This is a genomic window from Mesorhizobium sp. M0119 (assembly GCF_040322615.1).
GTDB lineage: Bacteria > Pseudomonadota > Alphaproteobacteria > Rhizobiales > Rhizobiaceae > Mesorhizobium.
Genome location: NZ_JAMYTU010000014.1, coordinates 1 through 24,596, shown reverse-complemented (window position 1 = coordinate 24,596; position 24,596 = coordinate 1). Strand labels below are relative to the sequence as shown.

The 24,596-nt window shown below is 61.6% G+C and carries 22 protein-coding genes; 9 read left to right on the top strand and 13 right to left on the bottom strand.

Annotation, left to right across the window (positions count from 1 at the left end; all coding sequences use genetic code 11):
• The first annotated feature begins 2 nt into the window (after positions 1 to 2).
• Entirely contained in the window at positions 3 to 1,247 is a 1,245-nt protein-coding gene (locus NKJ40_RS15400) for a flavin-containing monooxygenase (RefSeq protein WP_352466740.1), read from the top strand.
• Positions 1,248 to 1,332: 85 nt separating this feature from the next.
• On the opposite strand, the gene NKJ40_RS15395 is transcribed toward NKJ40_RS15400, so the two are convergent.
• Complete coding sequence (locus tag NKJ40_RS15395) at positions 1,333 to 1,773, bottom strand: DUF2267 domain-containing protein (protein ID WP_352466739.1); 441 nt, start codon at positions 1,771 to 1,773, stop codon at positions 1,333 to 1,335.
• 141 nt (positions 1,774 to 1,914) lie between these two features.
• Here NKJ40_RS15395 and NKJ40_RS15390 point away from each other — a divergent pair, with 141 nt between their 5' ends.
• Both NKJ40_RS15390 and NKJ40_RS15385 read left to right on the top strand, forming a co-directional pair.
• A complete protein-coding gene (locus NKJ40_RS15390) occupies positions 1,915 to 2,382 on the top strand; it encodes a VOC family protein (protein WP_352466738.1) in 468 nt (155 codons plus the stop codon).
• A gap of 887 nt (positions 2,383 to 3,269) precedes the next feature.
• Positions 3,270 to 3,731, top strand: a complete 462-nt coding sequence (locus NKJ40_RS15385; RefSeq protein WP_352466737.1) for a hypothetical protein — start codon at positions 3,270 to 3,272, stop codon at positions 3,729 to 3,731.
• 39 nt (positions 3,732 to 3,770) lie between these two features.
• Here NKJ40_RS15385 and NKJ40_RS15380 read toward each other — a convergent pair whose 3' ends face one another.
• The 3 genes from NKJ40_RS15380 to NKJ40_RS15370 all read right to left on the bottom strand — a co-directional run bounded on the left by NKJ40_RS15380 (position 3,771) and on the right by NKJ40_RS15370 (position 7,550).
• On the bottom strand, positions 3,771 to 4,445 hold the full coding sequence (locus tag NKJ40_RS15380) for a LuxR C-terminal-related transcriptional regulator (RefSeq protein ID WP_352466736.1): 675 nt from the start codon (positions 4,443 to 4,445) through the stop codon (positions 3,771 to 3,773).
• A complete protein-coding gene (locus NKJ40_RS15375; protein ID WP_352466838.1) occupies positions 4,442 to 5,752 on the bottom strand; it encodes a sensor histidine kinase in 1,311 nt (436 codons plus the stop codon). Before NKJ40_RS15375 ends, NKJ40_RS15380 begins: the two co-directional genes overlap by 4 nt.
• 280 nt (positions 5,753 to 6,032) lie before the next feature.
• Positions 6,033 to 7,550: a S10 family peptidase gene (locus NKJ40_RS15370; RefSeq protein WP_352466735.1), complete on the bottom strand. Its 1,518-nt coding sequence runs from the start codon at positions 7,548 to 7,550 to the stop codon at positions 6,033 to 6,035.
• Positions 7,551 to 7,829: 279 nt separating this feature from the next.
• Here NKJ40_RS15370 and NKJ40_RS15365 point away from each other — a divergent pair, with 279 nt between their 5' ends.
• Positions 7,830 to 8,333 carry a hypothetical protein gene (locus tag NKJ40_RS15365; RefSeq protein WP_352466734.1) on the top strand — a complete coding sequence of 168 codons (504 nt, stop codon included), beginning with the start codon at positions 7,830 to 7,832 and terminating at the stop codon, positions 8,331 to 8,333.
• Positions 8,334 to 8,447: 114 nt separating this feature from the next.
• On the opposite strand, the gene NKJ40_RS15360 is transcribed toward NKJ40_RS15365, so the two are convergent.
• Complete coding sequence (locus NKJ40_RS15360; RefSeq protein ID WP_352466733.1) at positions 8,448 to 9,782, bottom strand: four-carbon acid sugar kinase family protein; 1,335 nt, start codon at positions 9,780 to 9,782, stop codon at positions 8,448 to 8,450.
• A 4-nt stretch (positions 9,783 to 9,786) separates the two neighbouring features.
• The gene (oiaX, locus tag NKJ40_RS15355; protein ID WP_352466732.1) at positions 9,787 to 11,061 is read right to left on the bottom strand and encodes a 3-oxo-isoapionate-4-phosphate decarboxylase OiaX; all 1,275 of its coding nucleotides are present in this window, start codon (positions 11,059 to 11,061) and stop codon (positions 9,787 to 9,789) included.
• A gap of 183 nt (positions 11,062 to 11,244) precedes the next feature.
• On the opposite strand from oiaX, the gene NKJ40_RS15350 reads away from it, so the two are divergent.
• Positions 11,245 to 11,958: a transcriptional regulator NanR gene (locus tag NKJ40_RS15350; protein ID WP_352466731.1), complete on the top strand. Its 714-nt coding sequence runs from the start codon at positions 11,245 to 11,247 to the stop codon at positions 11,956 to 11,958.
• A gap of 311 nt (positions 11,959 to 12,269) precedes the next feature.
• Positions 12,270 to 13,238 (top strand): GlxA family transcriptional regulator, encoded by a 969-nt coding sequence (locus tag NKJ40_RS15345; protein WP_352466730.1) that lies wholly within the window; start codon positions 12,270 to 12,272, stop codon positions 13,236 to 13,238.
• Between the two features lie 77 nt (positions 13,239 to 13,315).
• On the opposite strand, the gene apnL is transcribed toward NKJ40_RS15345, so the two are convergent.
• The 7 genes from apnL to NKJ40_RS15310 all read right to left on the bottom strand — a co-directional run bounded on the left by apnL (position 13,316) and on the right by NKJ40_RS15310 (position 21,658).
• Positions 13,316 to 15,223 (bottom strand): D-apionate lactonase, encoded by a 1,908-nt coding sequence (gene apnL, locus NKJ40_RS15340; RefSeq protein WP_352466729.1) that lies wholly within the window; start codon positions 15,221 to 15,223, stop codon positions 13,316 to 13,318.
• Positions 15,220 to 16,254 carry a Gfo/Idh/MocA family protein gene (locus tag NKJ40_RS15335; protein WP_352466728.1) on the bottom strand — a complete coding sequence of 345 codons (1,035 nt, stop codon included), beginning with the start codon at positions 16,252 to 16,254 and terminating at the stop codon, positions 15,220 to 15,222. Before NKJ40_RS15335 ends, apnL begins: the two co-directional genes overlap by 4 nt.
• A gap of 1 nt (position 16,255) precedes the next feature.
• Positions 16,256 to 17,320 carry an ABC transporter permease gene (locus NKJ40_RS15330; protein ID WP_352466727.1) on the bottom strand — a complete coding sequence of 355 codons (1,065 nt, stop codon included), beginning with the start codon at positions 17,318 to 17,320 and terminating at the stop codon, positions 16,256 to 16,258.
• Positions 17,317 to 18,861 (bottom strand): sugar ABC transporter ATP-binding protein, encoded by a 1,545-nt coding sequence (locus tag NKJ40_RS15325; protein WP_352466726.1) that lies wholly within the window; start codon positions 18,859 to 18,861, stop codon positions 17,317 to 17,319. Before NKJ40_RS15325 ends, NKJ40_RS15330 begins: the two co-directional genes overlap by 4 nt.
• Positions 18,858 to 19,511 carry a DUF2291 family protein gene (locus tag NKJ40_RS15320; protein ID WP_352466725.1) on the bottom strand — a complete coding sequence of 218 codons (654 nt, stop codon included), beginning with the start codon at positions 19,509 to 19,511 and terminating at the stop codon, positions 18,858 to 18,860. The genes NKJ40_RS15325 and NKJ40_RS15320 overlap by 4 nt, the downstream gene beginning before the upstream one ends.
• Before the next feature lie 113 nt (positions 19,512 to 19,624).
• Positions 19,625 to 20,566: a D-ribose ABC transporter substrate-binding protein gene (locus NKJ40_RS15315; RefSeq protein WP_352466724.1), complete on the bottom strand. Its 942-nt coding sequence runs from the start codon at positions 20,564 to 20,566 to the stop codon at positions 19,625 to 19,627.
• A gap of 264 nt (positions 20,567 to 20,830) precedes the next feature.
• Positions 20,831 to 21,658 (bottom strand): phosphogluconate dehydrogenase C-terminal domain-containing protein, encoded by an 828-nt coding sequence (locus NKJ40_RS15310; protein WP_352466723.1) that lies wholly within the window; start codon positions 21,656 to 21,658, stop codon positions 20,831 to 20,833.
• 341 nt (positions 21,659 to 21,999) lie between these two features.
• On the opposite strand from NKJ40_RS15310, the gene NKJ40_RS15305 reads away from it, so the two are divergent.
• From NKJ40_RS15305 to NKJ40_RS15295, 3 genes are all read left to right on the top strand, one after another.
• The gene (locus NKJ40_RS15305) at positions 22,000 to 22,749 is read left to right on the top strand and encodes a DUF2161 domain-containing phosphodiesterase (RefSeq protein ID WP_352466722.1); all 750 of its coding nucleotides are present in this window, start codon (positions 22,000 to 22,002) and stop codon (positions 22,747 to 22,749) included.
• A 69-nt stretch (positions 22,750 to 22,818) separates the two neighbouring features.
• Positions 22,819 to 23,250, top strand: a complete 432-nt coding sequence (locus NKJ40_RS15300; protein ID WP_352466721.1) for a hypothetical protein — start codon at positions 22,819 to 22,821, stop codon at positions 23,248 to 23,250.
• A gap of 66 nt (positions 23,251 to 23,316) precedes the next feature.
• Entirely contained in the window at positions 23,317 to 24,507 is a 1,191-nt protein-coding gene (locus NKJ40_RS15295; RefSeq protein WP_352466720.1) for an NADH-quinone oxidoreductase subunit D, read from the top strand.
• Positions 24,508 to 24,596: the final 89 nt, after the last annotated feature.

Below are 24,596 nucleotides of genomic sequence, written 5' to 3'. Positions count from 1 at the left end.
AAATGACGGATGACGCCAACATCCTTGATGCGGTGGTGGTCGGGGCCGGTTGGGCCGGCCTGGGCGTCAGCTATTCGCTGGCACGGCAAGACTTGCGCCATGCCGTATTGGAGCGAGGCCGCATCGGAGAGACCTGGCGCACCCAGCGGTGGGATTCTTTCCGGATGAATACCCCCAACGTTCAGACCGTCATGCCAGGCGACCTCTATGACGGTTCAGATCCGTTCGGTGCCCTGACGCGCGACCAGTTCGTCGCCCTGCTTGAGGATTTCGCCAGGCGAAACGAACTACCGGTCGAACCGGACACTGTTGTGACCGAGCTCTCCGGTGGGCACGGGAATGGCGTCTATCGGTTGACCACCTCGCGCGGCACAGTTTTGGCACGCAACGTGGTGATCGCCAGCGGTGACTTGAATTGTCCGGTGCGGCCAGTTTTCGCCGCTGCCTTGCCGCCGGGCCTGCGCCAAATCGATGCTTCTGATTACCGCAGCGCCGCCGATCTCCCGGCTGGAGCGGTGCTGGTGGTCGGAAGCGGCCAGTCCGGTGCCCAGATCGCGGAAGAACTGGCGGAAGCAGGCCGAAGGGTCTTCCTTGCCACCAGCCGTGTCGGGCGGCTCTCGCGGCGCTACCGAGGTCGCGATATCATGCTCTGGCTCGTCGAAAGCGGATTTCTCGACGTGCGTCGAGACGAGATCATTCGACTTGCGGGGCGCATTCCACCCCGTGGTCTGCTTGGGGTAGAACACACGATAAGCCTGCAAGGGCTCGGCGCCCAAGGTGTCGTGCTGCTGGGGCGGTTCGCAGGCGTCGAAGATGACGGCCGTCTGTCATTCGCCGACGATCTCGAAGAGCATGTTCGTTTTGCGGATGAGGCCTCCGCGAACGTCAAACGCTATATCGACGAATACATCAGCCGCTCCGGAATCGATGCCCCCGTTTCGGAACCCGACCCAGCGGAGACTGTCGCAGCGCAGCTGCCGTATCCGGCTGTCCGTTCTCTTGATGCTGCCGAGTCCGGCGTCACGACCGTGGTGTGGTGCACCGGCTTCAAGGGCGATTTCAGTTGGGCGAGGCTTTCCGGTCTGCTCGACCCGGAAGGACAGCCTGTTCACGAGGATGGCGTGGCCGCCCTGCCAGGCATCTACTTTGCCGGGTTGGATTTCGCCTCCACGCGCAAATCAGGCATAATATTGGCGATCGCCGAGGAGGCACATCGCCTTGTCGAACACATCGTGCGGCGTTCGTGACCACCTGGACTCCGTCGACAGGTTTCTAAACGTCAGCGTTTCGTGGCAGGTGGTCCGTCGCGCGTCCGCATGAGCAGGATCGCCGCTATTTGACGCCCACGCTTTCAGGCCAGAGGACCTGGATTTCCTTTGGCAGCGCATCCCGCACCTTTGCCGACTGGCCAAGGTCGATATGCCGTGCAAGCACACGCAGCACTGAGCGTGCCGCATCCTCGGGATCGACAGGACGGATCGATTTCAATTCATCGGCGATGTGTTGCAGGAACTTCTCGAGCGAGCGTGTCTTGTCGGGCATGTCGGCGGGCCGATAGCGATCGTAGTAGGCGCCCCGCACGAGCAGCGGCAGTTCCGCTCCCAATTTAGCCGCCAGTCCGATCTGTAGCCTGTCCCGAAGGGTTCGCAGAACGGCGCCCAATGCATGCCAGGCGACGTGTCGATCCGGACCAAGATCCGCCATGATCTCGTCAAGCCAGATGTTTGTTATTTGCAGCGTTTTGTCAAAAACGTCCAAGCCGGTTGCGCTCATCGTCGCCTCCTCGAAAGGTTCTGCGGGCGAAACGGCGACCGGAGATAATTGTTTCGTGGTCCTGTGAAAATCGCCTGGCGTGGGGAGCTTTGGCCGACCCGGCCTTGAAGTCTCCGACCGAACCCTGGATCTCTTGACTGATTGAGCGGCCCGCGCCGACAATGGCATTGGGAAGATGGCGGGATGTCGCCCACGGTGTTCGGCACCACTTGGCAATCAAGCTGCGAAAGGGCTGTCATGGATTGGAAGCTGGAACTAGTCCCGGTCCCCGTATCGGACGTCGATAGAGCAATCGCCTTTTATGTTGGCAAAGTCGGCTTTCATCTCGATCACGATCACACCGTAAGCGACGAGATACGTTTCGTGCAGTTGACGCCGCCCGGTTCGGCCTGTTCGATTGCCTTGGGCAAGGGCCTCGTCGACAGCCCTCCGGGATCCATAAGGGGCCTGCAACTGGTCGTGCCCGATATCGATGAGGCTCACCGGTACCTGGCCGCTCAAGGCATTGACGTCAGCGATATCAAGGATTTTCCCTGGGGCAGATTTGTCTTCTTTGAGGATCCCGACGGCAACACCTGGTCTGTCCAGCAACTTCCACCTCGCAGCTGAGGCGGCGCGCTACTGTGTCGGGCACCATGCCGTGTTGAAATAGTCCTCGGTGCGGGTGCCGATAAAAGCAATCGCCAAAAGAAAAGGCCGGACTGTTGAGCCCGGTCAAGCGTGAAGGTCTGTAACCTCCAGAGGGGAACGCGCCGGACGCAATGGGAGGAGACATCCGACGCAGCTTAGATATGGGTCTGTATTGATGACGTTTCAACGACATAGCAGTGGGCCAACGTCGCTGTTGCCATAGTGCCAGGAACGCAAAGCATTCGAGGGAAGCGGTGGATCGCTGCCGCCAGGTGGATACAAAGGGCGCCGAACGCAGGGCGGGGTCCATTGCCCCTGGTATTGGACTTCAGTCTGTAAGACTGTCGACCAAGGACCTGCACGGCCAAACTTTGGTCCGAGGCTGCTATCGCAAAAGCCCGAAAGGCGACAGTTTCAGGAACCGAGTTCCGATGGCCCCGTTGCGATGCCGACTGTTGCACGAGGCCGCTATGGACCCGAGCGTTCACCAGGCACGTTGGCTGCTTTTTCCGTTATTTGGCCTGTGTTTCGGGATCACGGCAATTGGATTCATAGTTGGCTGATGGTGGGAAGTCGGCGCTTTCGCCGTGAGACGCAACCAGAGGAAGGCAAAAAACTTGCGCAGTAAATAGTCCCTTCCTGCGCTAGCGAGACCCACCAGTTACCATCGTGGAACTGGTGGGTCTTGACGTCCCGGATGCAAACCATTGTTTTAAGCATCACACGAATTCGAACAGGAGGCAGTACGACAGAGCCGTATGGTTAAGGGCATTTCCGACATGCGACTGGCAAGTGCACTGATGACGACCCGGAGACGAAGGACCGGATCTTCACGAGGACGTCGTGTCGGCATTTCTGTAGTCGTGTTGACCTTCATTCTCGTCGTGAGCCCCTATCGCGTCATGTTCGACGGACCGTCGCCGAGGCTCGGCCCGCAAACTGCCTGGGCCAAAGATGGTGGTAGTGGCAGCGGGAACGGAAATGGCAATGGCAACGGGAACGGCAATTCCGGCAATCCAGGTGGAAACTCTGGCAACTCAAACTCGAATAGCAATGCGGGCAAGGACAAAGCAAAGTCGCAGGAGGACAATCCCCCTGATCTGGCCCCTGCGGTAAACCTGGACAGCAGGCCAAAACTCTTCATCAATGCAACCACGGGAGACCGGGTCGAGGTGAGCGGGCCGAGCATTGGAGTGGTGCATTCGAACGGCCTCAGCGAGCGCATTGATAGCGGCCAATATGAAATGCGGGACGCCAAGGGCCGCACCATCATTCGGCGCCTGGCGACGCGTTCCGATCGGGACAGGTTGCTTGAAATGATCAACTGAGGGCCAGTTCACATTGCCGCGCCGTGCGGCAATTTCGGCTCAAGCATGATCACGAACAGGCGGATGCCGGCGCTCAGTCGCGTCGCGCAAGGTCATCGCGGCTTCGGTCCTGTTGCTGACGTTGAGCTTGGCCAGGATTCGCGTCATGTGGTGCTTTATCGTTTTCTCATGCAGGTTCAGCCGAAGCCCGATCCGCTTGTTGCTCAGTCCCGCGGCCACCAGCGTCAGGATCTCCCTTTCGCGGCTGGTGAGTTCGGCAAGTCCGTCAGCTTTCGCCGGCTCTTTTGATTGAGCCGACAGATCGGCCAACAGGCGCGCCGATAATTGTGGACAGACATATCGCTCGCCCGACGCTACCGTGCGCAGAATAGCGGCCAATGTCCTCGAGCCGACCCCCTTCAGAACATAACCCCTTGCCCCGCTCTGCAACGCCGTCATCACGTGCTGGTTTTCTTCCGAAACGGTCAGCATCACGATTTTCAGTGCCGGATGCCGCTCCAAGGCCGGTCCGATCACGCCAAGGCCACCTCCAGGAACCGAGATGTCCATCAGCAGAATGTCGGGCCGCTGGTCTACGATTATCCGCAGGGCGTCGTCTCTGCTGCTTCCTTCACCGACGATCTCGAACCCGCCGATCTGATCGAGCGTGCGCACAACGCCTTCTCTGAACAGCGGGTGGTCGTCGACGATGGCGAGCTTGATGGCTGCTGTCATGTCTGCCCCATTTCAACGATGTTGAGAGCCATTTTTACGACTGTGCCACTCTGTGAGGAAGTCACGGTAAACTGGCCCCCGAGGCTTTCCACCCGCTCGCGTAGCCCAACGAGCCCCAGCCTCTCGGGACGTACGATTTGCGGGTCAAAGCCGGGGCCGGCGTCGGACACTTCGATACAAACGCGCTCGCCGTCGAAATGTTGCTCCACCGACTGACGTTCACCTCCGGCATGACGGAATCCATTGTTCAGCGCCTCCTGGACGAAGCGGAAGATGCAGATCTTGGCCGCCGGCGACAACGTCGCATGGCCGCCGGTCATCGATAATCTCACTTTGGCTCCGGTTCGTTCTTCGTGCGCCTGCACGGCAAGCTCGAGAATTTCACCCAGTTCGGCATGCTCGATATGCGGCAGGACAAGGCCCTTGCTGATGCTCCTGATCTCGCGCATGGCATTGTCCAGATGTGCTTTAATGGCCAGCAATTCCTGTGCACGCTTCGATTGCGGCGTAGCGGGATCGCCAATGACGGGGCTGTCGATCCCCAGCGCCGCAAGAGCAACCAGTTGCGCGGGGCCATCGTGCAAGTCCGCACCGATGCGCCTGAGATAGCGTTCGTTAACTGCGGTGGCACGCTGCGAGGCCCGCTGCACCCGCAGCCTCAACAGTCTGTTTTGAGCAAGCAGATCGGAAAGCTCGGCAATGCGCTGCTTCAACGAGCGGCTCTGCGAACTGATCGTGCGGCTGCCACGGAACACGATTGCCGACAGCCCGAGAAAGAAGGCCGCTGTGACGGCGGCAACGTCCAGCCAGGTTCGAATGAGTGCCTGATGCAGGTTTCTTTCAAAATCAGTGGCGACCTCGTAGAATTCCGAAACGGCCACCACTTCCCCCGACCATGGCTGCAGCACCGGATTGTAGATCTCGAGGAGATGCAAGCCGCTGGCTCTTTCGGCCTCGCTGTCCGGATCGTCGAGCTTGTCGAACTCCGAAACCATTTGGCCTGCGAATGCCGCCCGGAGATTGTCGCTGGGTTCAAAGCGCTTGCCCATCAATGTCTTGTCCGTCGAATACAGGATGGTTCCGTCGCGACGCCAGAGCTTGAAGGATTCGAGCCTTGTGCCGAGTGCCCCTTGCCCCAGCGTTTCATCGAGCGCATGGGCGACGCTCTCGTCGAGGACTTCGCTCTTGCGCATATCCGGAAGCAGCGGCGCGATAACGCTGTCCACGTAAAGAGCCGTAGCGGAAGCCGAATTCTGCGTGACCACGGCTTCTATGTGGCTCGTGACTGAAATCCCCACCACCACCATGGCCGACAGGGAGAATAGACCACCCGCGAGCAGGAACTGCGTAGCCAGCGACAGCGCATTCCAGCGGTCGACAAGGCTTGTCAGCCTGTGTGGCCTGGTATTCCGAATGGCCCGCTCGGCAGCACGCCGCGCCAGTGGCGCGATTCTTGAGAGCCGGCTAATTCGCTGTCGAACGTCGCTAAAAGACGCCATCCTAGGTGTGTAACCGATCAATCGCGATGGAACTAGGGCCTGATGAGAGGGCGAACAGCGCATCCGGCGCTTTTTTGCACAAACCGTCTCATTGCGTCGTTCGGTAAAGCTCGGACGCAGCCTGCTTCAGTGCCGCCCGCCCATCCGGCCTCAGATACATCATGTGCCCGCCTTCCAGCACCTCGCTGCGAATGGGCTTTGCGCCGGCAAGCGAAGGAATTTGACCAAGCAGGTAACGCGAGCCCATGTACGGTGTCACCAGGTCGCTGTAGCCGTTGACGATCAGCACGCCGAGGCTGGGGTTCAGCGTGCGCGCCTGCTGAAGGTCGTCCATGACACCCGCATAGCCCTGACGCGTCGGGCTCGTTCCATAGTCCCAATTGCCGCTGACTTCGCGGTTGAGAAGCCGATAGCTGATATCCGTGCGGAAGTTCAATTCATCACGCACATAGCCGACGAAAGCGGAGGTGAGCGCCGGCACGCTTCGATCGAGCACCGGATCGAGACCCTCGACTCCCACGCTCTCTGGTGCCACGTCCGCTGTAGCGATGTTGCCGTCATAGGCGCTGAGAACATTGCCCTTTGCCCGTGCAAACTCCTTGGCGAAGAGCCCTATGGGAATGCGTGCAAAGTGCCGCTGAACCAGATCGAGCGGCAGACCGGTGATTGCGGCGACACGCTGGCTCGCCAGGCGTCCACCTTGCTCCAGCCCACCGGCCAGCGCGGCCAGATAATCGCCGAGCGCATAGCGTTCGACTTCGGCCAGCCGCTCCTGCAGAGCCGGGCCGGAAACGCCTTCGCTGTGCAGGCGCACTGCCGCCAGCGACGACAGTTCCAGCGCCCAGTGGAGCGGCTGGAACTCGTCCGGGCCCACCAGTGTGAATTCGAGCGCCGGCGAGATCAGCACGACGCCACTCGGGCTGATGCCGATGTCTTCCTGAAGCTTCCTGGCGAGCAATGCTGCTCGAAAGCCGCCATAGCTTTCGCCAGCCAGGAAGACTGGCGATGCAGTTCGGTTAGTCTGCGCCAGATAAAGCCGGATAAACGCGCCTATCGACGCGGCGTCCTGACTGACGCCCCAGAAGCTGTGTGCTTCCGTGCCGGGCGCTTCACGGCTGTAACCGGTTCCGACAGGGTCCACAAAGACCAAGTCGGTCATGTCAAGCCAAGTGTCGGGGTTATCGAACAGCCTCTGTGGCGGCGGCAGGAAACTTCCATCGGCCGCCGTCGCCAGGACCCGCGGACCGAGCGCGCCGAGATGAAGATATGCGGAAGCTGCTCCCGGACCGCCATTGAACACGAAGGTGATCGGGCGCCGCGGATCCGGTCCCATGTCTTTCCCGGGGTGCAGAGCATAGGCGACGTAGAAAATCTCGGCGGTGATATCGCCTTTGCCGGACGGCAATGACAGCGTGCCGGCCTTGGCCTCGTAATCGAGCGTGCGTCCGGCAATGACGATCGAATGATCGGAAGTCTGCGGCGGTGGCAGGAGCGAGAGAACCCCGCCTGTGGGCGGCGGCCGCTGGGCCGTCTCCGCATGACCGACCCCAGCTCCGGCAACCAACAGCAGAAGAGCGAGGGCGATTTCTTGCAGCTTGATAGGCATGACGTCTCCGGAGCTATTGGCTGAAACTAGCACACCGTCGGCCGAACCAAAGTCACAGCACCGCGCGCCAGTACGTCTGACAAGAAGGGATCGGTTTGGGAAATCCGATGCCCAGACGGAAGATAGGGCGAGAGGGTCACGGCGGCAGCCTCAACCTCTTGCAGCAGATGCGTGCGGCGGAATGACGTACCAAACGACTTCGTGAATTTTCTGCCGGTTGACTCGATTGGCCCACTTCCTAGGTTGGCATTCGGGGCTCCCGTGCAATCCGAAGTTGGTATGACATCTTTCCACACCCGAAAGCTTGCCCTTCTCCTTCTATCGGCAAGCGCCGCCATCCTGTCTTCCTGCGTCATGCCCGACGACACCTCGAGCACTGCGAAGGAAGACGCCACGGCGGCAGCCGCCCGCAAGGAGATGGTCGGCCTTAGCGAGGCGGACGTTCGAATGTGCGCCGGCTTTCCGACCGCCACTGCCGATGTCGGCAAATCCGGCCAGATCTGGACCTATCAGCGCGTCGTTCAGCGCGGCAATCTCAACATTGTGGTTCCGACGGTGGCCATTGGCCCCGTTCCGGCGCTCGGAGGTTCCGTCAACGTCGCCCCCGGCGGCTATTGCAACACACAAATTCGAATGGTTGACGGTCATGTTGCCGAGGTTGCCTACGCCGGCGACAACAACCTGCCGAACAACCGCGATGCGCTCTGTGTCAGCACGGTGGACGCCTGTGTCGCCTATGCCCGTCAGTATCATCGAAGCAGGGCAATAGGCCGTACAAGATAGCGGGATGAGTGGCATTGCCGCCGATCTGAACGCCTGAAGTTTTCTGGTTTGCCGGCTAATGATTATCCTCGATCTCGATTGAGCATCACCGATTTGACCTAATATTCCCCGCTCTCAACCGCCGACCCCATCGCGAATAGCGGAAAAATAGCGGTCGGTTCCGACCTGCCCGCCCTTGAGGGCAATTTCCAGCCCGTCGATCGCCTTGATGCGCGAATGCGCCACACAAAGCGGCGAACCCGGCGATGCCGGCAGCGGCATTCGCACCGTCAGCGCGTCGACGCCCATCTGGCCAAGTGCATGGCTCGACGTGTCGCCGCCGGCGATGACCACACGCAGCAGCTTCTCTTGAAGCGTCAGTCCGCGGAGAAGCTCGCCAAGGCCGCGGCCGAGCTTATGGCGGGCGCCTTCCCGGAGATCGATTTCTGCACCGCGGTCGGCCGCAGGTCCGAGCGCGGTGTAGAGGATGACGCTCCGCCCGGCCCGTAGGCTGGAGCGGCCGGTTGCAACCGCGCGCGCAATAGCGTCGTTCGACGCCTCAGAAACCAGTTCGACCGGGTCGAGCTCGATCCCGTCGAAGCCTTCGGCCAGAGCATGCCGGATCTGTCGTTCCGTCGTCGGCGAGCAGCTCCCCGAGACCACGGCGATCCTGTCGGCAGCGCCCGGCGGCGAAAATGCGGGTTTGGCATCCACGATCCGGTTCGATGCCCATTCGGCCAGCAAGGCATATTCGATGCCCGAAGAGCCGACGACGAAATAACCGCCCGGCTTGCGAGCGCGCCAAATCTCCTTGCCGGCAAGCGCCTGGGTTTCCAGGCTATCGACATCGACAAGCACGATACCTGTGCCATTCTCCACAAGCCGGTCGAATGCTTCCGACCGCGACGCAGACTGCAGCGTCGCCAGGTCGACCAGCCCAGAGCTGAGGTCGGTCTGGCGCGACAGATGGATCAGCAGGTCGGATTCGTCCATCGGCGTGGTCGGATGGCGGCTCATCACGGGATGGCGGTCGATGCGGAAATATTTTTCGCGATAGGCTGCGAACAGATGACCGAAGGCGGTGTAGCGCTTCAGCTGCGGCGCGCCGACCACCAGCGGCACGCCGTCTTGCCGGAAAACCGAGCGGCCGATCTCGATCGCCCGGCCGATGCTGCCGATTGCTGGGCTGGAATCGAAGGTCGAGCAGACCTTGTAGTGACAGATCTCGGCGTGGACGGTCTTCAGCCAAGCGAAGGCATCTCGCAGATGCGTGTCCATCCACTGCGGTGTCTCACTGCGGCTAGTGCCGGCCAGTCCGAGGGCGCGGCAATGTGCAAATTGCGAAAGCAGCGCCTCGTCCGGCTGGCGCATGAACAGGACGGTCGGCACGCCGCCGAGCTCGAGCGCCTCCATGACGTCGGTCGAGCCGGTCAGGTCGTCGCCATAGTAACTCAGAAGCAGGTTTTGCATGGCGTCAGGCCGCCTCGCCGCCGCCGAACTTCTCGATCGACCGCGCCAGCTCGACATGGCTCAAGGCATAATCCGCCAACGGGATGTCTTGGACCGCCGCCTGCCAGGCTTGCTGCACGGCGCGGACGCCGGCGCCCGGCCCGTCCGGGTGGCTGACGATGCCACCGCCGCAGAGATAGAGAAGATCGACCGTCCGGCCGGTTCGCTGGAAGGTTTCAGGCGCCTGCCCGCCCCACTGGCCGGAGCCGGCGACCGGCAATGCGCAATCGGCCGGCGAAAAGATCGGCGTTGTCACCGCCTTGAAGGATTCGACAAAGGACCAGTCGGGTTCCCAGTATTTCGAGGCGATGCCGTTGATCTGGAACTGGTCGACGCCAAGCAGGCGCCAGAACTGCTGCCAGACCTTGAAATCCATGCCGAGGCCGGGATGACGGGTGAGAATGTCCCAGCCATTGCGGTGGGCATGGAGCACCAGGCTGGAGCGTTTTCGGAGGTAAGCCATACCGCCGAAACCGATCGAATTGATGTTGACCACCGCGCAATTGCCGCCGGCCTTTGCCACCAGGTCGTGGTTTCGCATCATCTCGTCGGGATCGGCATGTGAAATGCCGAAGGCATACATGACCTTCTTGCCGGTCTTCTGCTCGTGGTCGAAGATCAGCGGCATGATTGCCCTCACCCGCTCCGACAGCGGTGAATAGGCCGGGCTCATCAGCTTCTCGTCGTCCTTGATGAAATCGACGCCGGCGGCAATCAGCTCTTGCACCATCGCGGCCGTCTCGTGCGGACGGAGCCCCAGCGCCGGCTTGACGATGGTCCCGATGATCGGACGATCCGCGACGCCGGTCAGCCTGCGGCTGCCCCTGACGCCGAATTGCGGGCCCGGATGCGCGCCCCGGTACTCCTCGGGTAGCTTCATGTCGACCACACGAATGCCGGACAGGCCCTTGATCGAAAACGTGCCGCCGATGGCGATAGTCATCAGCGCCGACAGGTCGGTGCCGATGGCGTCCAGCGGAAACGCGATGTCGACGTCGGCGCGCTTGACCGGGCCGTTGCTGGATTCGGGGCTTGCTCCGGAACCGGTTTCGGGAAGAGACGGCCGATCCGCATCCGGCAGATGCCGTATCGCCAGGACCCTCGCCGCGACCCTGGCCTTGAGCTCTTCGGTCTCGCCGGCCAGCGCGACGAAGGTTCCGGTCGACTGGTCGCTTGCGATCTTGGCCGCCAGCGCCTCGATATTGCCGGGCGTTTCGATGCGATAGGTGAGAACAATCATATTCGCGCGGCCTGCCGGGATGGTTCGAAAAAGGTTCCTTGGCCCTCGAAATCTGGTATAATGAGTACATAAGCATTGCAAGCCCTATCCGGCTTGGCAGGTAAGGGCGAGCCGGCAACAGGCGTTCCGGGATTCACGTCGGAAATGCTAGGTATAGGCCGGTCAAAGGAGTGATTCGCGACGATGAACCGTTCGGAGCCGATCGTCCGGCGCAAGCTTTCCGACGAAGTATTCCTAAGGCTGAAGCGCTTGATCACCAGCGGCGAATTGCTGCCGGGTGATGACATGCCGTCGGAGCGCGAACTGATGGAGCGCTTCGAGGTCGGCAGGCCAGCGATCCGCGAGGCGATGCAGGCGTTGAGCAATATGGGGCTGGTCGCGATCTCGCATGGTGAGCGTGCCAAGGTGCTGCAGCTGACCGCCAAGTCGATCATCAAGCAGGTCGACGGCGCGGCCAAGATCATCCTGTCGTCATCGAAGGACACGCTCGAGCACCTCAAGAACGCGCGCATCTTCTTCGACCGCGGCATGGTGAGGGAAGCCGCGGAGAAGGCAACTGCCGAGGACGTGCAGCGGCTGCGGGCAACGGTCGCCGAGCAGCGCAGCCATCGTGGCGACTCGGAAGCCTTCATATCCGCCGACATGAAATTCCACACCCAGATCGCGGCAATATCCGGCAACCCGATCTATGTCGCCATCAGCGAGGCAATGCTTGGCTGGCTAAAGGAATACCACACCGAAATGCTGATCTGGACCGGCAAGGAAAAGTTCACGCTGACCGAGCACGAAGAGATCATCGGACGCATCGAAGCCAAGGATGCTGATGGCGCCGAGAAGGCGATGATCAAGCACCTCGAACGCTCGCGTGCGCTCTACGTCATGAATTCCGGCAACTGAAAATCAAGTGCAGGTCCCTACCGGCGTCGCGGTCGGGACCGTGTTCTCGGCCTACTGACTGACCACAGATCAGCCCGAGCCCGGACCGACGCAGTTTTCTGTTGCCGTCTGAATCCGATGAATTTGCCGCGTGTTTTCATTCAACGATTTCAGCATTCGCATCTTCCCAGCCATGGATTTCCGCGGCCCGCTTTCGTCAGCAAGCCCGCTTAGGCCCTTCGGGAGGCGCCGCGCTTTTTCTCGAATTGGCAATTTTGACAAAGACTATGCTAGACTTGCCACTCGACGAGAACGACACCGGGAGAACCGCAATGGCTGACAGGAGCCTCCACGTTGTGATCTGGCTGCCGTCGAATTTCTATTCGGCCGTCGTCTCGACGCTCGTGGAAATGTTTCAGCTTGTGAATGACGTCTGCCGTGCGCAGGTTCTCTCCTGTGAGTTCGTTTCAAGGGGCGCGCCGTCGGCATCAAGCACCGGAATTTCCTTCCCGACAAAGGCACAACCATCCCGGAAAATGGATGTCCTGATTCTCATTGCGATGCCGGGTGTCGAGATTCCGGAGCTTCTGCGCTCGCTCGACGACGAGAGTGAACATTCAAAACCGCTGATCGCGCTCGCACAACAGCAGGGCGCAATCATCGCAGCACATTGCGGTGCATGTTATCTACTCGCCAATTCAGGATTATTGGACGGCAAACGCGCAACGATATCCTGGTGGCTGAAAGCCGAGGCAAGCCGCCGGTTTCCGCAAGTGCGATGGGACGCTTCCCGCTTGCTCATTCGCCAGGACCGCCTTTACACATGCGGAGGCGGGTTTTCCGGGCTCGAACTCGCCAGGGCTTTGCTGATCGATCTGGGCTTCTCAAAGGAGGAGCGGATCATCCGAAAACTTCTGGTTCTCCCTCCGCCGCGCACATTCCAGAGTCCCTATGAATTTTCTCTCGATGGAATTTCGAACGAGGCCAGCCCATTCGAGAATAGGCTGCGCGAGCTCTCGAAAGACAAGATGTCGGAAATCGATCTGAAATTTCTCGCAACCGAATTGGGCATGTCTTCGCGAACCCTGTCTCGCAGATTTTTCGACGAACTCCAGACAACGCCGGGAAAATGGATCCAGGAACGGCGGCTGGAGTTGGCAAAATCCATGCTTGAGGAAACGAAACTGAGCGTTTCAGAAATTTGTTATCGGGTGGGATATCAAGACGTCGCCTCGTTCAGCCGTCTTTTTTCCAGGACAACTGGAATGGCGCCAGGCGAGTTTCGAAAGCAAATCCGGTGACAAGTCGGCAACGGAAGTGCTGCGGCTGCGGGCAACCGCTGCGGAAGGCGGCTACCCGTGAGCCTCGGCAAATGACTTCAGCCGACCCGCACGATTGCGTAGGGCGTCATCACAAGACGGTCTCGGCCCGACGCGTCTTGCTGAATCTGGCGTGACATTCGTCCATCCCAAATCTTGAGAGGGCCCTGATCGGAGCCGAGCCCGGAAACGTCGACCGGAACGTCGTCCGGGGTAAGGTTCGCCAGCCAGACGATGATCTTGCCTGTCTGGGAGCGGCCGGCCAGTGCCAGCATCCGCGTCTCATCAGTCGTTGTCGCCGCCACATGCGCATGGCCGGCCAGCTCGCAAAGTCCTTTCACCGCGTACAAAATCGGCCGAGGTGTACCTTCTTCGACAGGTTCGCCCGACGAGGCCAGTACGCCGAATGGTCCGGTGAAGCTGCAGAGCGTGAGCATTTCGAGCCCGGCCGGCGCAACGCGGGCGGCATAGCCGATCGTCCATGCGGCGCCGAACAGCCCGGTGTGGCGAGGGTCGCGGTCGGCCATGGCAATGCGCAGACGGTCGGGATTGGCCTTGGTCGCGCCGCCATAAGGGTTCTGGCGCATGGCAATGGTCGACGGCCCGATCCGGTAAGGTTTTGTTCCAAAGACCGCCCGTACAGACGCCGTGATGAAAGGCAGTGCCTCCAGCGATTGCATGACGCTGAGATCGTCGGCGGCGTGCACGATCGGGCAGGTGCAATGCGTGACGAAATCGAGCGGGTCGGCCGGCACACGCTTGCGATTGAGTTCGGTGAAATAGCTGAACATGCCGCCGCCGAGGCGGATGTCGGGAAAGGCACGCCGCGCCGCGGCATAGACATCTTCGAGCGGCGGGCATTGCGGCCACGCGCTGCCCGGCGGCGTCGACTGCCGGTCGACCGAGGGCGAGACGGCAATGGCCGAAAGCTTGAGCCCGGCCTGGCGCACCCTGTCGGCGACGCCTGAAAGCTCGGCGTCGAGATCGCCGTCGCCGGCAATGACACATTCGAGCGTTGTCTGGACCGGATAGGCGGCGGCGAGCCGGGCGTAGGACCGCAAGGCGGCAAGCCCGTGGCCGCGCGTCGGGTCATAGTGGAACATCAATTGCTGCGGGCCAAGCTCGGACAGCACCGACAGGTTGTCCAGCGCCGCCTCGACCTCATCCGGGTAGATGATCACGCCGATATCCGGCAGCACCGGTCCGGCTTGGCCGAGCCTGACACGAATCGGTTCGGCGCGCGCGGCGGCGGCCGGCACTTTCCCGCGACCCGCTATACGCAAGCTGATGGTTTGGCGGAAGGCCTCGCCGGCCGGCAGCACGTATGGCCATGGCAGCGCGAGCGGCCGGACATAGGTCTTGTAGGAGGCATCCGACCAGTTGCGCTGGTCCTCCATCTCGAAAGTATCGCCTTCCATCCGGCATTCGGCGGTGACGCCGGGCCGGACCTGGTGGGTGATCGCCCGCAGATCCTTGAACGGCTGCCAGGGATCGATCAGCTCTGGAAGCCTGGTCGCGACCACGCTGCCATCGGTATGCTCGACCGTGACCGGGCTGCCGGCCACGCCGGCGATCGGATGCAGGATGCAGAAACCACAGCGATTGGTTTCGAAATCGCTGTCGGGACGAGCGCTCACGTCGAAGACCAACTGGCCATCGGCGGAGCCCTTGATTGTTGCGCGGAAGTCGAGCCGGCTTCCCTCTGGCCCGAAACAACCTGCCGAATAGCTGACGGAGAAAGCGTCATCGCCCTGGTCGATGACTAAATCGGTGAGCGTCGGCTCGTAGGTGCCCCAGTCGCGATCCCTGACGATGTAGGCGATGGCGCGCAGGACTTCGGTGTCGCCGTGCCGGATGGTGCGCAGATTGCCGTTGACGAAGTCCGCTGTCAGCGCGCCGGCGCGCAGCCTGACCGGTTCGGCTTCAACGGCACGTGTGCCGTAGAGGAGGAAGGCGTCGGCTGTCATTTCAGCAAGGCGTCGAGTTGCACCGGCTCCCGGCTTGCGGCGCCGGCATACGCTGCCTCGACCAACGCCAATGTCTTGAGGTTGTCCGCGCCCGAGGTCGCGGGCTCGGTTCCGTTGGTCAGGCAATCGACCCAATGCTTTTGAATGGCGACGACGCTTTCCTGGACGTTGTGCCACGGCCGTGATGCCCAGGCCAGCAGCGGTGGCGAGACATCGCTGATAGCCGTCCCGCTCCTGCCGGTGACGGTGAGGCGGTAGCCCTGCGCCAGCCGGATCGTGCCGTCGCTGCCGTCGATCTCGATCAGCGTCTCGGGGAACGGCTCGGTAGCGAGCTTGGTCGCATAGCTACAATCGACCACGGAAGTGGCGCCGCTCGTGTGGTCCATCAGCATCGTCGCAACGTCCTCGCCGGCAATGCCAGGGTTGACGCGCGCCGTTCGCGCGGTGACGGTCGAGACGTCGCCCAGCAGAAAGCGGGCGATGTCGAGGATGTGGATGCCCAGATCCTCGATGATGAAGCGTCTTCCGGTCGCCAGATAGGGCTGGCCGGAAAACACGTCATAGGCCGAGCGGAACGAGATCCGTCCGAAGAAGGGCGTGCCGACCTCACCGCTGTCGAGCACGGCACGCACCGCCTGGATCGGCGACTGCCAGCGAAAATTTTCATGCACCATCAACGGCACGCCGGCGTCGGCGCAGGCCTTCACCATCGCCTGGGCGTCGGCAAGCGTCGGCGCAAACGGTTTTTGGCAGATAGCCGGAACGCCGTGCTGCGCCGCCATCTCGACGAGCGTTCTGTGGCTTGGTGCGGTGGTGGCGATGTCGACGAAATCCAGCCTTTCGCCGGCAAACAGCGCGGCCGCATCGGTATAGCGCCGCGCGACCCCGAACTGGTCGCCGACGACCCGCAGCCGGTCCGGATCGCGGTCGCAGATAGCGACGATCGAGGCGCCCTCCACGTCGCGCCAGGCATGCATCTGGTTGACCGCAAAGAAGCCGCAGCCGATCAGCGCTCCACGCAGCTCCGCCATGTCAGCCGGCCTTTGCCATCTGCATCAGCGTGACACGGCTCTGCAGCCGGCGCTGTGCCTGGTCGACGACGACGGCGACGATGATGACGAGGCCCTTGATCACCATTTGCCAGAACGAGCTCACCCCCATCATCACCAGCCCGTCCGAAAGGATGCCGATGACGAAGGCGCCGACGATGGTGCCGCCGATCGTGCCGCGACCACCCGACATCGACGTGCCGCCGAGCACCGCCGCTGCGATGGCGTTGAGCTCGAAGCTTTCGCCGGTCGCCGGATGCGAGGCCATCAACTCGGACGAGATGATCAGGCCGACGATCGCCGCGCAGAAACCGGAGAACATGTAGACGAACATCTTCACCATGTTGACCCTGACGCCCGAAATCCGCGCCGCCCGCTCATTGCCGCCAACGGCGAAGATGTGGCGGCCGAGCGGGGTGTATTTGGCGAGATAGGCCGCCCCTAGCGCAACAACGAGCAAAATCCACAGCGCGACCGGCAGGCCAAGCAGCCGGCCGGCGCCAAGAAAGCCGAACCCGGTGGTGCCGAGCTCCGGCTTGCCGACGAGATTGGGGAAGGTACGGCCGTCCGACGACAGCAGGGCCAGGCCGCGTGCGACATAGAGCACGCCGAGCGTGGCGATGAACGGCGCAACGTTAAGCCTGGTGATCAGCAACCCGTTGACCGCGCCGATCAATATGCCGACGGCAAGCGTGATCAGCGCGATCTCGAAGACGTTGAAATAGATGGTATAGCCGACCTGCAGGTCGATGCCGTTGAGCACGAGATAGCCGGCCACCATGCCGCACAGGCCGACGATCGAGCCGACCGACAGGTCGATGCCGCCGGTGATGATGACGAAGGTCATGCCCATTGCGAGGAATGCGTTCAGCGCCACGTGCTTCGACATCAGGATAAGATTGGCGGCCGACAGGAAATTGGGGGCAGCTATCGAGAAGAATAACAGTACGGCGATCAGCGCGATGAACGTCCTCGCCTTCATCAGCGTCAGCAGGACCGAGCCGCTCGAAATGGAGTTGGCCGCCGCCTTGGCTGGGATGTCAGTCATGCGCCTTGCTCTCCGTGCGGGACCGGTCCGTGGCCGAAGGCCGAGGCAGCGACGAGTGCGGCCTCCGTCGCCTCGGCGCGGTCGAACATGCCGGTCAATTTTCCATTGCTCATCACTGCGATGCGGTCGGACAACGCCATCACCTCATCAAGATCCGAGGTGGCAAACAGGATCCCCAGGCCGTTGCGCGACAGCTTGCGCATGGTGCGGAACACGTCGGCCTTGGCGCCGACGTCGATGCCGCGGCTGGGCTCGTCCATCAGCAGCACCTTCGGTCCAGTGAGCAGCGCTTTGCCGATCACCACCTTCTGCTGGTTGCCGCCCGACAGCGACGAGACTTCCTGCGCCGGATCGGCGACCTTGATGGCCAGTTCGCGCACCGTCTGGGTCACCGCCTGCCGTTCGGCGGCACCACGAATGTGGAACAGACGCACGAACCGCGACAGGCTGGCCAGAGTCAGATTGCTGGCGACGGAGAGGATCGACACCAGCCCTTCGCGCTGGCGGTCTTCGGGGATCAGCGCCAGGCCGCGCCGGATGCGCCGCGTCGTGTCGCGCTCGTGCACCTTTTTGCCGGCAATGAATATCGTGCCGGTCGAATGGCCGTGGCGGCCCATGATGCAGTCGAACAGCTCGCTGCGTCCGGCTCCCATCAAACCGTAGATGCCGAGGATCTCGCCGGCGCGCAGCGACAGCGAGACGTGATCGACCGCGAGCCCGCCGGTTACACGCGGCAGGCAGATGTCCTCGGCGCGGAATATCTCTTCGCCCGGCACATGGCCGTCGGCCTTGGCGAAGTCCTTGGCGTCCGAGCCGATCATCTGCCGCACGATCCACTGGGTGTCGACGTCTTTCATCTCCGCCTGGCCGGTGATGCGTCCGTCGCGCAGCACGGTGATGGTGTCGCCGATGCGGATCAGTTCCTCGAGCCGGTGCGAGATGTAGACGATTGCCACGCCACGCGCCTTGAGGTCGGCAATCACCTTGAACAGGATCTCGACTTCCGCCGCGCTGAGCGCCGAGGTCGGTTCATCCATGATGAGGATGCGCGCATCGAGCGAAACGGCCTTGGCGATCTCGACCAGCTGCTGCTGGCCGATGCGCAGATCCTCGACCAGCATGTCCGGCCGGATGCCGGCTTCCAGGCGTTCAAGGAATTCCGCTGCGCGGCGCTCCTGCTCTTTGCGGTCGATCTTGCGGAACCGATTGGTGATCTCGCGGGTGGCGAAAATATTTTCGGCGACAGTCAGATTGCCGAACAGGTTCAGCTCCTGGAAAACCATGCCGATGCCGCGATTCACCGCGTCTCCGGATGACGAGAAGGAAACCTCCTCGCCGTCCAGCAGGATGCGCCCGAGTGTCGGCTGCTCGACACCGGCGATGATCTTCATCAGCGTCGATTTGCCGGCTCCGTTTTCGCCGACCAGCACGTTGACCGCGCCCTTGCGCACCTCGAAATTCGCCCGCTTGACTGCGACGGTGCCGGAATAGACTTTCGAGACATCCTCCAGCTTCAGGATGACATCTTGATCGCCGCTCATGGCTTCGGCCCGATCTCTGCCTCCGCCGGCGTCACCAGCGGCAGGTCCTGGCCACTACCCGGCGTATAGGCGCCAAGTACCTCGACGCTGCGGCCCTCGAGTGCCTCCCGCGGCAGCTTGGAAAGCACGGCCCTGTCGGCATAGGCGTTGAACGCCTTGCCGAACTGGGCGAAGTCGATCTGGTTGGTGAAATCGTTGAACTGGATGAAGTCGAGGCTGTCGCGCAGCGCGGTTCCGCGCATGGCGGGGCCGATCTGCACCCGCGCATCCGCCTTGCCGTCGCCGTCGGCATCGATGTCCATCGTCGCCGCGCGTGACTGTGTATTGGCTGCAACGACCTTGCCCATGAGCCGAACCGCGAAGGTCCATGGCGAATTCGCCTGCTTCTTCGGATTGCCGTATTTGGCGCCGGCAGCGGCGGGATCGGTCTTGGCCAAGGCATGAACCTCGGCAAACGGCCCGGCCTTCTGCTGTAGATAGGGTATCACTTTCGCCGCCCAGATGTCCTCGACCATTTTGTCGGGATCGAACGCGGAGCCAGTGCCGCCGTTTTCCGTCGACGGCGTCGGCAGGATCTTGCAGGCGGTCAGGCTGCCTATTGCTGCGAGCAACAACGCTACAAGGATCGGCCGGGTCAGCGTGTTGAACATGTCGGCTCGTTCGGCATGGCAGTCAGGAGCCCCCAGAGAAATGGAAGAAAGGGCGAAATGGAAGCAAGGGACGAACCGGGGGCTCGTCCCTTGCTGCTTGATGTTACGCCGGCTCAGTTGGTGAGCGCGAACGTCTCCAGCTTGGCGGCATTGTCGCCATTGACCAGGACGCAGTCCATCAGCTGCTTTTCTTCGGCGGGAGACTTCTTGTTCTTGATGAAGTCGTTGGCCTGCTCGACCGCCATCTGCGCCTGCGCGAAGGCCGGCTGCAGGACTGTCGCCTTGATGCCGCCGGAGGTGATCGAGTCGCGCACATCGTTCGACCCGTCGAAGCCGACGACGATGACGTCCTTGCGGCCGGCAGCGGCGAGTGCCGCATAGGCGCCCATCGCCATCGTGTCGTTGCCGGAGATCACGCCCTTGATGTCGGGATTGGCCTGGAGGATCGATTCCATCTTTGAATAGGCCTCGGTCTGGCTCCAGTTGGCCGACTGCTGCGCCACCATCTTCAGGTCCGGATAGTCGTCGATGACGTCGTGGTAACCCTTGGAGCGGATGCCGGCATTGGTGTCGGATTCCTTGCCGACGAGCTCGACGAAATTACCCTTCTCGCCCATCAGCTTGACGAATTCCTGCGCGCCGAGTTGGGCGCCCTGATAATTGTTGGAGACGATCTGCGCGACGGCGACACCAGTGGCATTGATCTCGCGATCGATCAGGAAGGAAGGAACGCCTGCGTCCTTGGCTTTCTGCACCGCGGCGACGGTGGCGTCGGCGCCGGCATTGTCGAGGATGATCGCCTTGGCGCCGCGGCCGATCGCCGTGTCGATCAATTCGGACTGCTTGTTGGCGTCGTCGTCATGGACGAGCACCAACGCCTCGTAGCCGAGTTCCTTGGCCTTGGCCTCCGCGCCGACAGCTTCCGCCTTGAAGAACGGATTGTCATGCGAGGGCGTGATGATGGCGATCAAATCCGCCGCATAGGCGGGTGCGGCGGTGCCAAGCGCCAGTATGCCGGCAAAAGCCGCAAGCGTCATTCTGCGTGTCAGTTTCATGTATTCCTCCCGTTGAAAATCCGCGCCTTGTCCCAAGGCTATATGCATTCGATTTCGTTAGCCGGCCGTAGGCGGCGGGTCGCGTCAGATTCACAAGCCTTTGCCGGCTTCAACTCGACGGATCGCTCCCCCTATCCCTCCACTCATCCAGCCCCTGAGCCTGTTGCGAAGCTTGACGGTCCGATCCATTGAACAGCTAAGCCAACTGGTATAATGAGTCAATGACAATTTCAGGTGATATGTTCCGGAAGACGCGTCGCGCCCTCAGGTGATGCGCTGAATGCTCGCGGCAATCTCCTCCGGCTCGAACACCCGCTTCCAGTCGTCGCGCATCAGTACCGGCTTGCCGAACTCTATCGCCTTGTTGCAGGCATCGGAGAACACGCCTTTGGTTTCGCCGAAGATGACGGCGCCAAGCACGTTCATATGGCCAAGCAGGAAATCGAGCGCCGCCTGCTTGTCGACCCCGCGCACCACCACCTCGTCGACGGCCTCTTTCATGACGACGAGCAGCGAGGCGCATACCGTTTCCGAAAGGCCGGGCTCGAGCAGCGCCATCTGATCGACCGTGACGCGATGCGAGCGCATGACCGGCGCCCAGATGATCTTTGCAATCGCCTCGCCCTTGGCGAAATCTTCCTCCGGTCCCTGCATCAAGGCGCTGACCATGTGCTGCTTGGCCTTGACGCCGCCGAAATAATCCTTCTTGGCCGCCATGTCGGTCTCGTCGTTGAAGATCGGCGGGTGGCACGGGTGGGTGACGAAATAGGTCAGGTCCGGCCGCTTCGGCAAATGCCCGGCGAAAGGTGCCGCGGCGTCGAGCACGACGACCATCGTGCCTGATGCGAGCTTGCCCTCGATACTCGCCGCGACCTTGCCGATATGCGTGTCCGGCACCGCCAGGATCACCACATCGGCGCCATCAAGCGCCTCATCGGCGCTGACGGCATCGATGTTGAGGCCCGACTTTAGCCGCTCGCGGCCGGCGTCGCTGACCTCGACATGGCGTATCGTATAGGGAGATCCGCGAAAATTGGTCGACAGACGGTAACCCATTTTCCCGCCCGCACCAAACAGCGCAATCGTTGTCATGTGTCCGTTACTCCTGAATTCCAACGACGGCCCTGCCGATCGTCATCCCATTGACTTGTATGCACATTGCCGCCGGCTGGCGGATTAGAAAACGCAGGGGAGCCGCCGCTCAAATGACGATGCCCTGGACGATGTCTCGGGCGCCCGGATGTCCAGCACAGCGCAGTTACGCGGAGCATGCTACCTCAGGTACACATTATACCAGCATACCAAATTGGCAAGCGGCCGTGGCACGGCTCTGACCACTTGTTTGGCCGTCGTTTACCTCCTGTTCAACGGCAAAGAGCGATCATCGCGCTGAACCGTCGATCGGCGGGATGATTCGCAGCCAACAAAGGCCCATGCTCGAGACTTCACTCTACAGCCCGGTCAAGGCCTTCCTGGAAGGCCTGGGATTTATGGTCAAGGGCGAGATCGGCGGCTGCGATCTGCTAGCGCTGAGTGCCGACTCTCCACCGATCGTCGTCATCTGCGAACTAAAGCTGAGGTTCAATCTCGAACTCATCCTCCAGGGCGTCGACCGTATGGCGGCGAGCGACGAGGTCTGGCTCGCGGCCTGCATGTCGGCCCGTGGCAAGGGCCGCGACAGCGATGTGAGATACCGCAATCTCTGCCGTCGCCTCGGCTTTGGCCTACTTGGCGTGCGAACGAACGGCGAGGTTCAGGTGCTGCTCAGCCCGACGGCATTGGCTCCGCGTCGGGATCCCCGGCGCCGCTCGAAACTAATCGACGAACATCGGCGTCGGCAGGGCGATCCTGTCGCCGGCGGCGGCTCGCGTGCGCCGATCATGACCGCGTATCGCCAGCAGGCACTGGCATGCGCCGCAGCGCTCGCCGACGGCCCAAAGCGGCCACGTGACTTGAAGCCCAACCTGCCGAACGCACCCAAGATCCTGCTGCACAACGTGTATCGCTGGTTCGCGCGCACCGATCGCGGGATCTACGAACTGACCGCTCAGGGCCGTGAAGCATTGCAGCGCTGGCCGCAGCCCGATCGCAGCCACGCCGCTGCCTTAGAAAGGGCAACGCCAGATTTCGCGCCCTGCTTTCCGCGACAATCACGGCTTTCGGCAAGACAGCAACCTCCGTAACGGAACCATATTTCGACACGATGGTTTTGTCGTGACCGAATTGATCGTCCGCTGAGCAAAACGGAAGGAATGGCCATGCGCCTATCAACGACAATTGTCACACTTTCGGCACTGGCCCTTGCCTCGCCGGTCTATGCGCAATCCGTGGGACCAGAGCTTGCCCCTGTGCCGCCAACGGCGCCGCAAACCCTGCCAGAGCAAGCCACGCCAGAAGGGGCCACCTCCGACCAGGCTACACCTGACCAAGCCTTCTCCGCCCAGAATTTCACCGCAGTGACAATCGTGGCGATGGAGGATCTGCCTCCTGAAATCAAGGCACAGGCGGAGGCCGTCGTCACCCAGACCAGCGCCGAGGATTTGCGCATCCTGCAAAGTTCGATCGACGCATCGCCGCAGGCGGCATCGGCACTGGCGGCGAACGGACTTAATTCCACTCAGGTCGTGGCGGCCAATATCGACGGCGACGGCACGCTCACGCTGATCATCCAGACGACGACGTGAGCGGCTGAAAGCGGACAAGCCGGTTCCGGCACGGAACCGAAGTCCGCCTGATCGCGGAGGACTGTCATGGCCGAGGCTGCAGTTCGCAACTTCACCATCAATTTCGGGCCACAACATCCCTCCGCTCACGGCGTCCTGCGGCTGGTGCTCGAACTCGACGGCGAGATCGTAGAACGCGCCGATCCCCACATCGGCCTGCTGCATCGCGGCACCGAAAAGCTCATCGAGTACAAGAACTACCTGCAGGCCTTGCCCTATTTCGATCGGCTCGACTACGTCGCGCCGATGAACCAGGAGCATGCATTCTGTCTCGCCGCCGAGAAGCTCCTCGAAATATCGGTTCCGAGACGCGGACAGCTCATCCGCGTGCTTTTCTGCGAAATCGGCCGGCTGTTATCGCACCTCCTCAACGTCACCACGCAAGCCATGGACATCGGCGCGCTGACGCCACCGCTCTGGGGTTTCGCCGAACGCGAGAAGCTGATGGTCTTTTATGAGCGCGCGTCCGGTGCCCGCATGCACGCGAATTATTTCAGGGTCGGCGGCGTACATCAGGATCTGCCGCCGCAACTCCTCGACGACATCTGGAAGTTCTGCGATCCGTTCCTCAAGGTCTGCGACAATCTCGAAGAGCTGTTGACCGAGAACCGTATTTTCAAGCAGCGCAATGTCGATGTCGGCGTGATCGGCCTCGATGATGCCTGGGCCTGGGGCTTTTCCGGCGTGATGGTGCGCGGATCGGGCGCCTCCTGGGACCTGCGCAAGGCGCAGCCATACGAATGCTATTCGGAGATGGATTTCGATATCCCGGTCGGCAAGCATGGCGACTGCTACGACCGCTATCTCGTACGCATGGAGGAAATGCGCCAGTCGGTCCGGATCATGCGGCAATGTCTGGAAAAGTTGCGCTCGTCCGAAGGTCAGGGCCCGGTCGCGATCCCGAACCGCAAGATCACGCCGCCGCCGCGTGCCATGATGAAGCGCTCGATGGAAGCGACGATCCACCACTTCAAACTTTATACCGAAGGCATTCGCGTGCCGAGCGGTGAAGTTTATGCCGCCGTCGAGGCGCCGAAGGGTGAGTTCGGCGTCTACCTCGTGTCGGACGGAGGCAACGTTCCCTACCGATGCAAGATCCGCGCACCTTCCTTCGCCCACCTGCAAGCGATGGATTTCCTATCCCGAGGCCATATGATCGCCGATGTTGCCGCGATCATCGGCTCGCTCGACATCGTGTTCGGAGAAATCGATCGCTAGAGTCTTTCACGTTTTGACGGAAGCGTATCCGGCGTTTGTGAAGTAGTTTTTGCATTCGCCGGGTTCGATCGTCGCAACGAGGTGGCCGA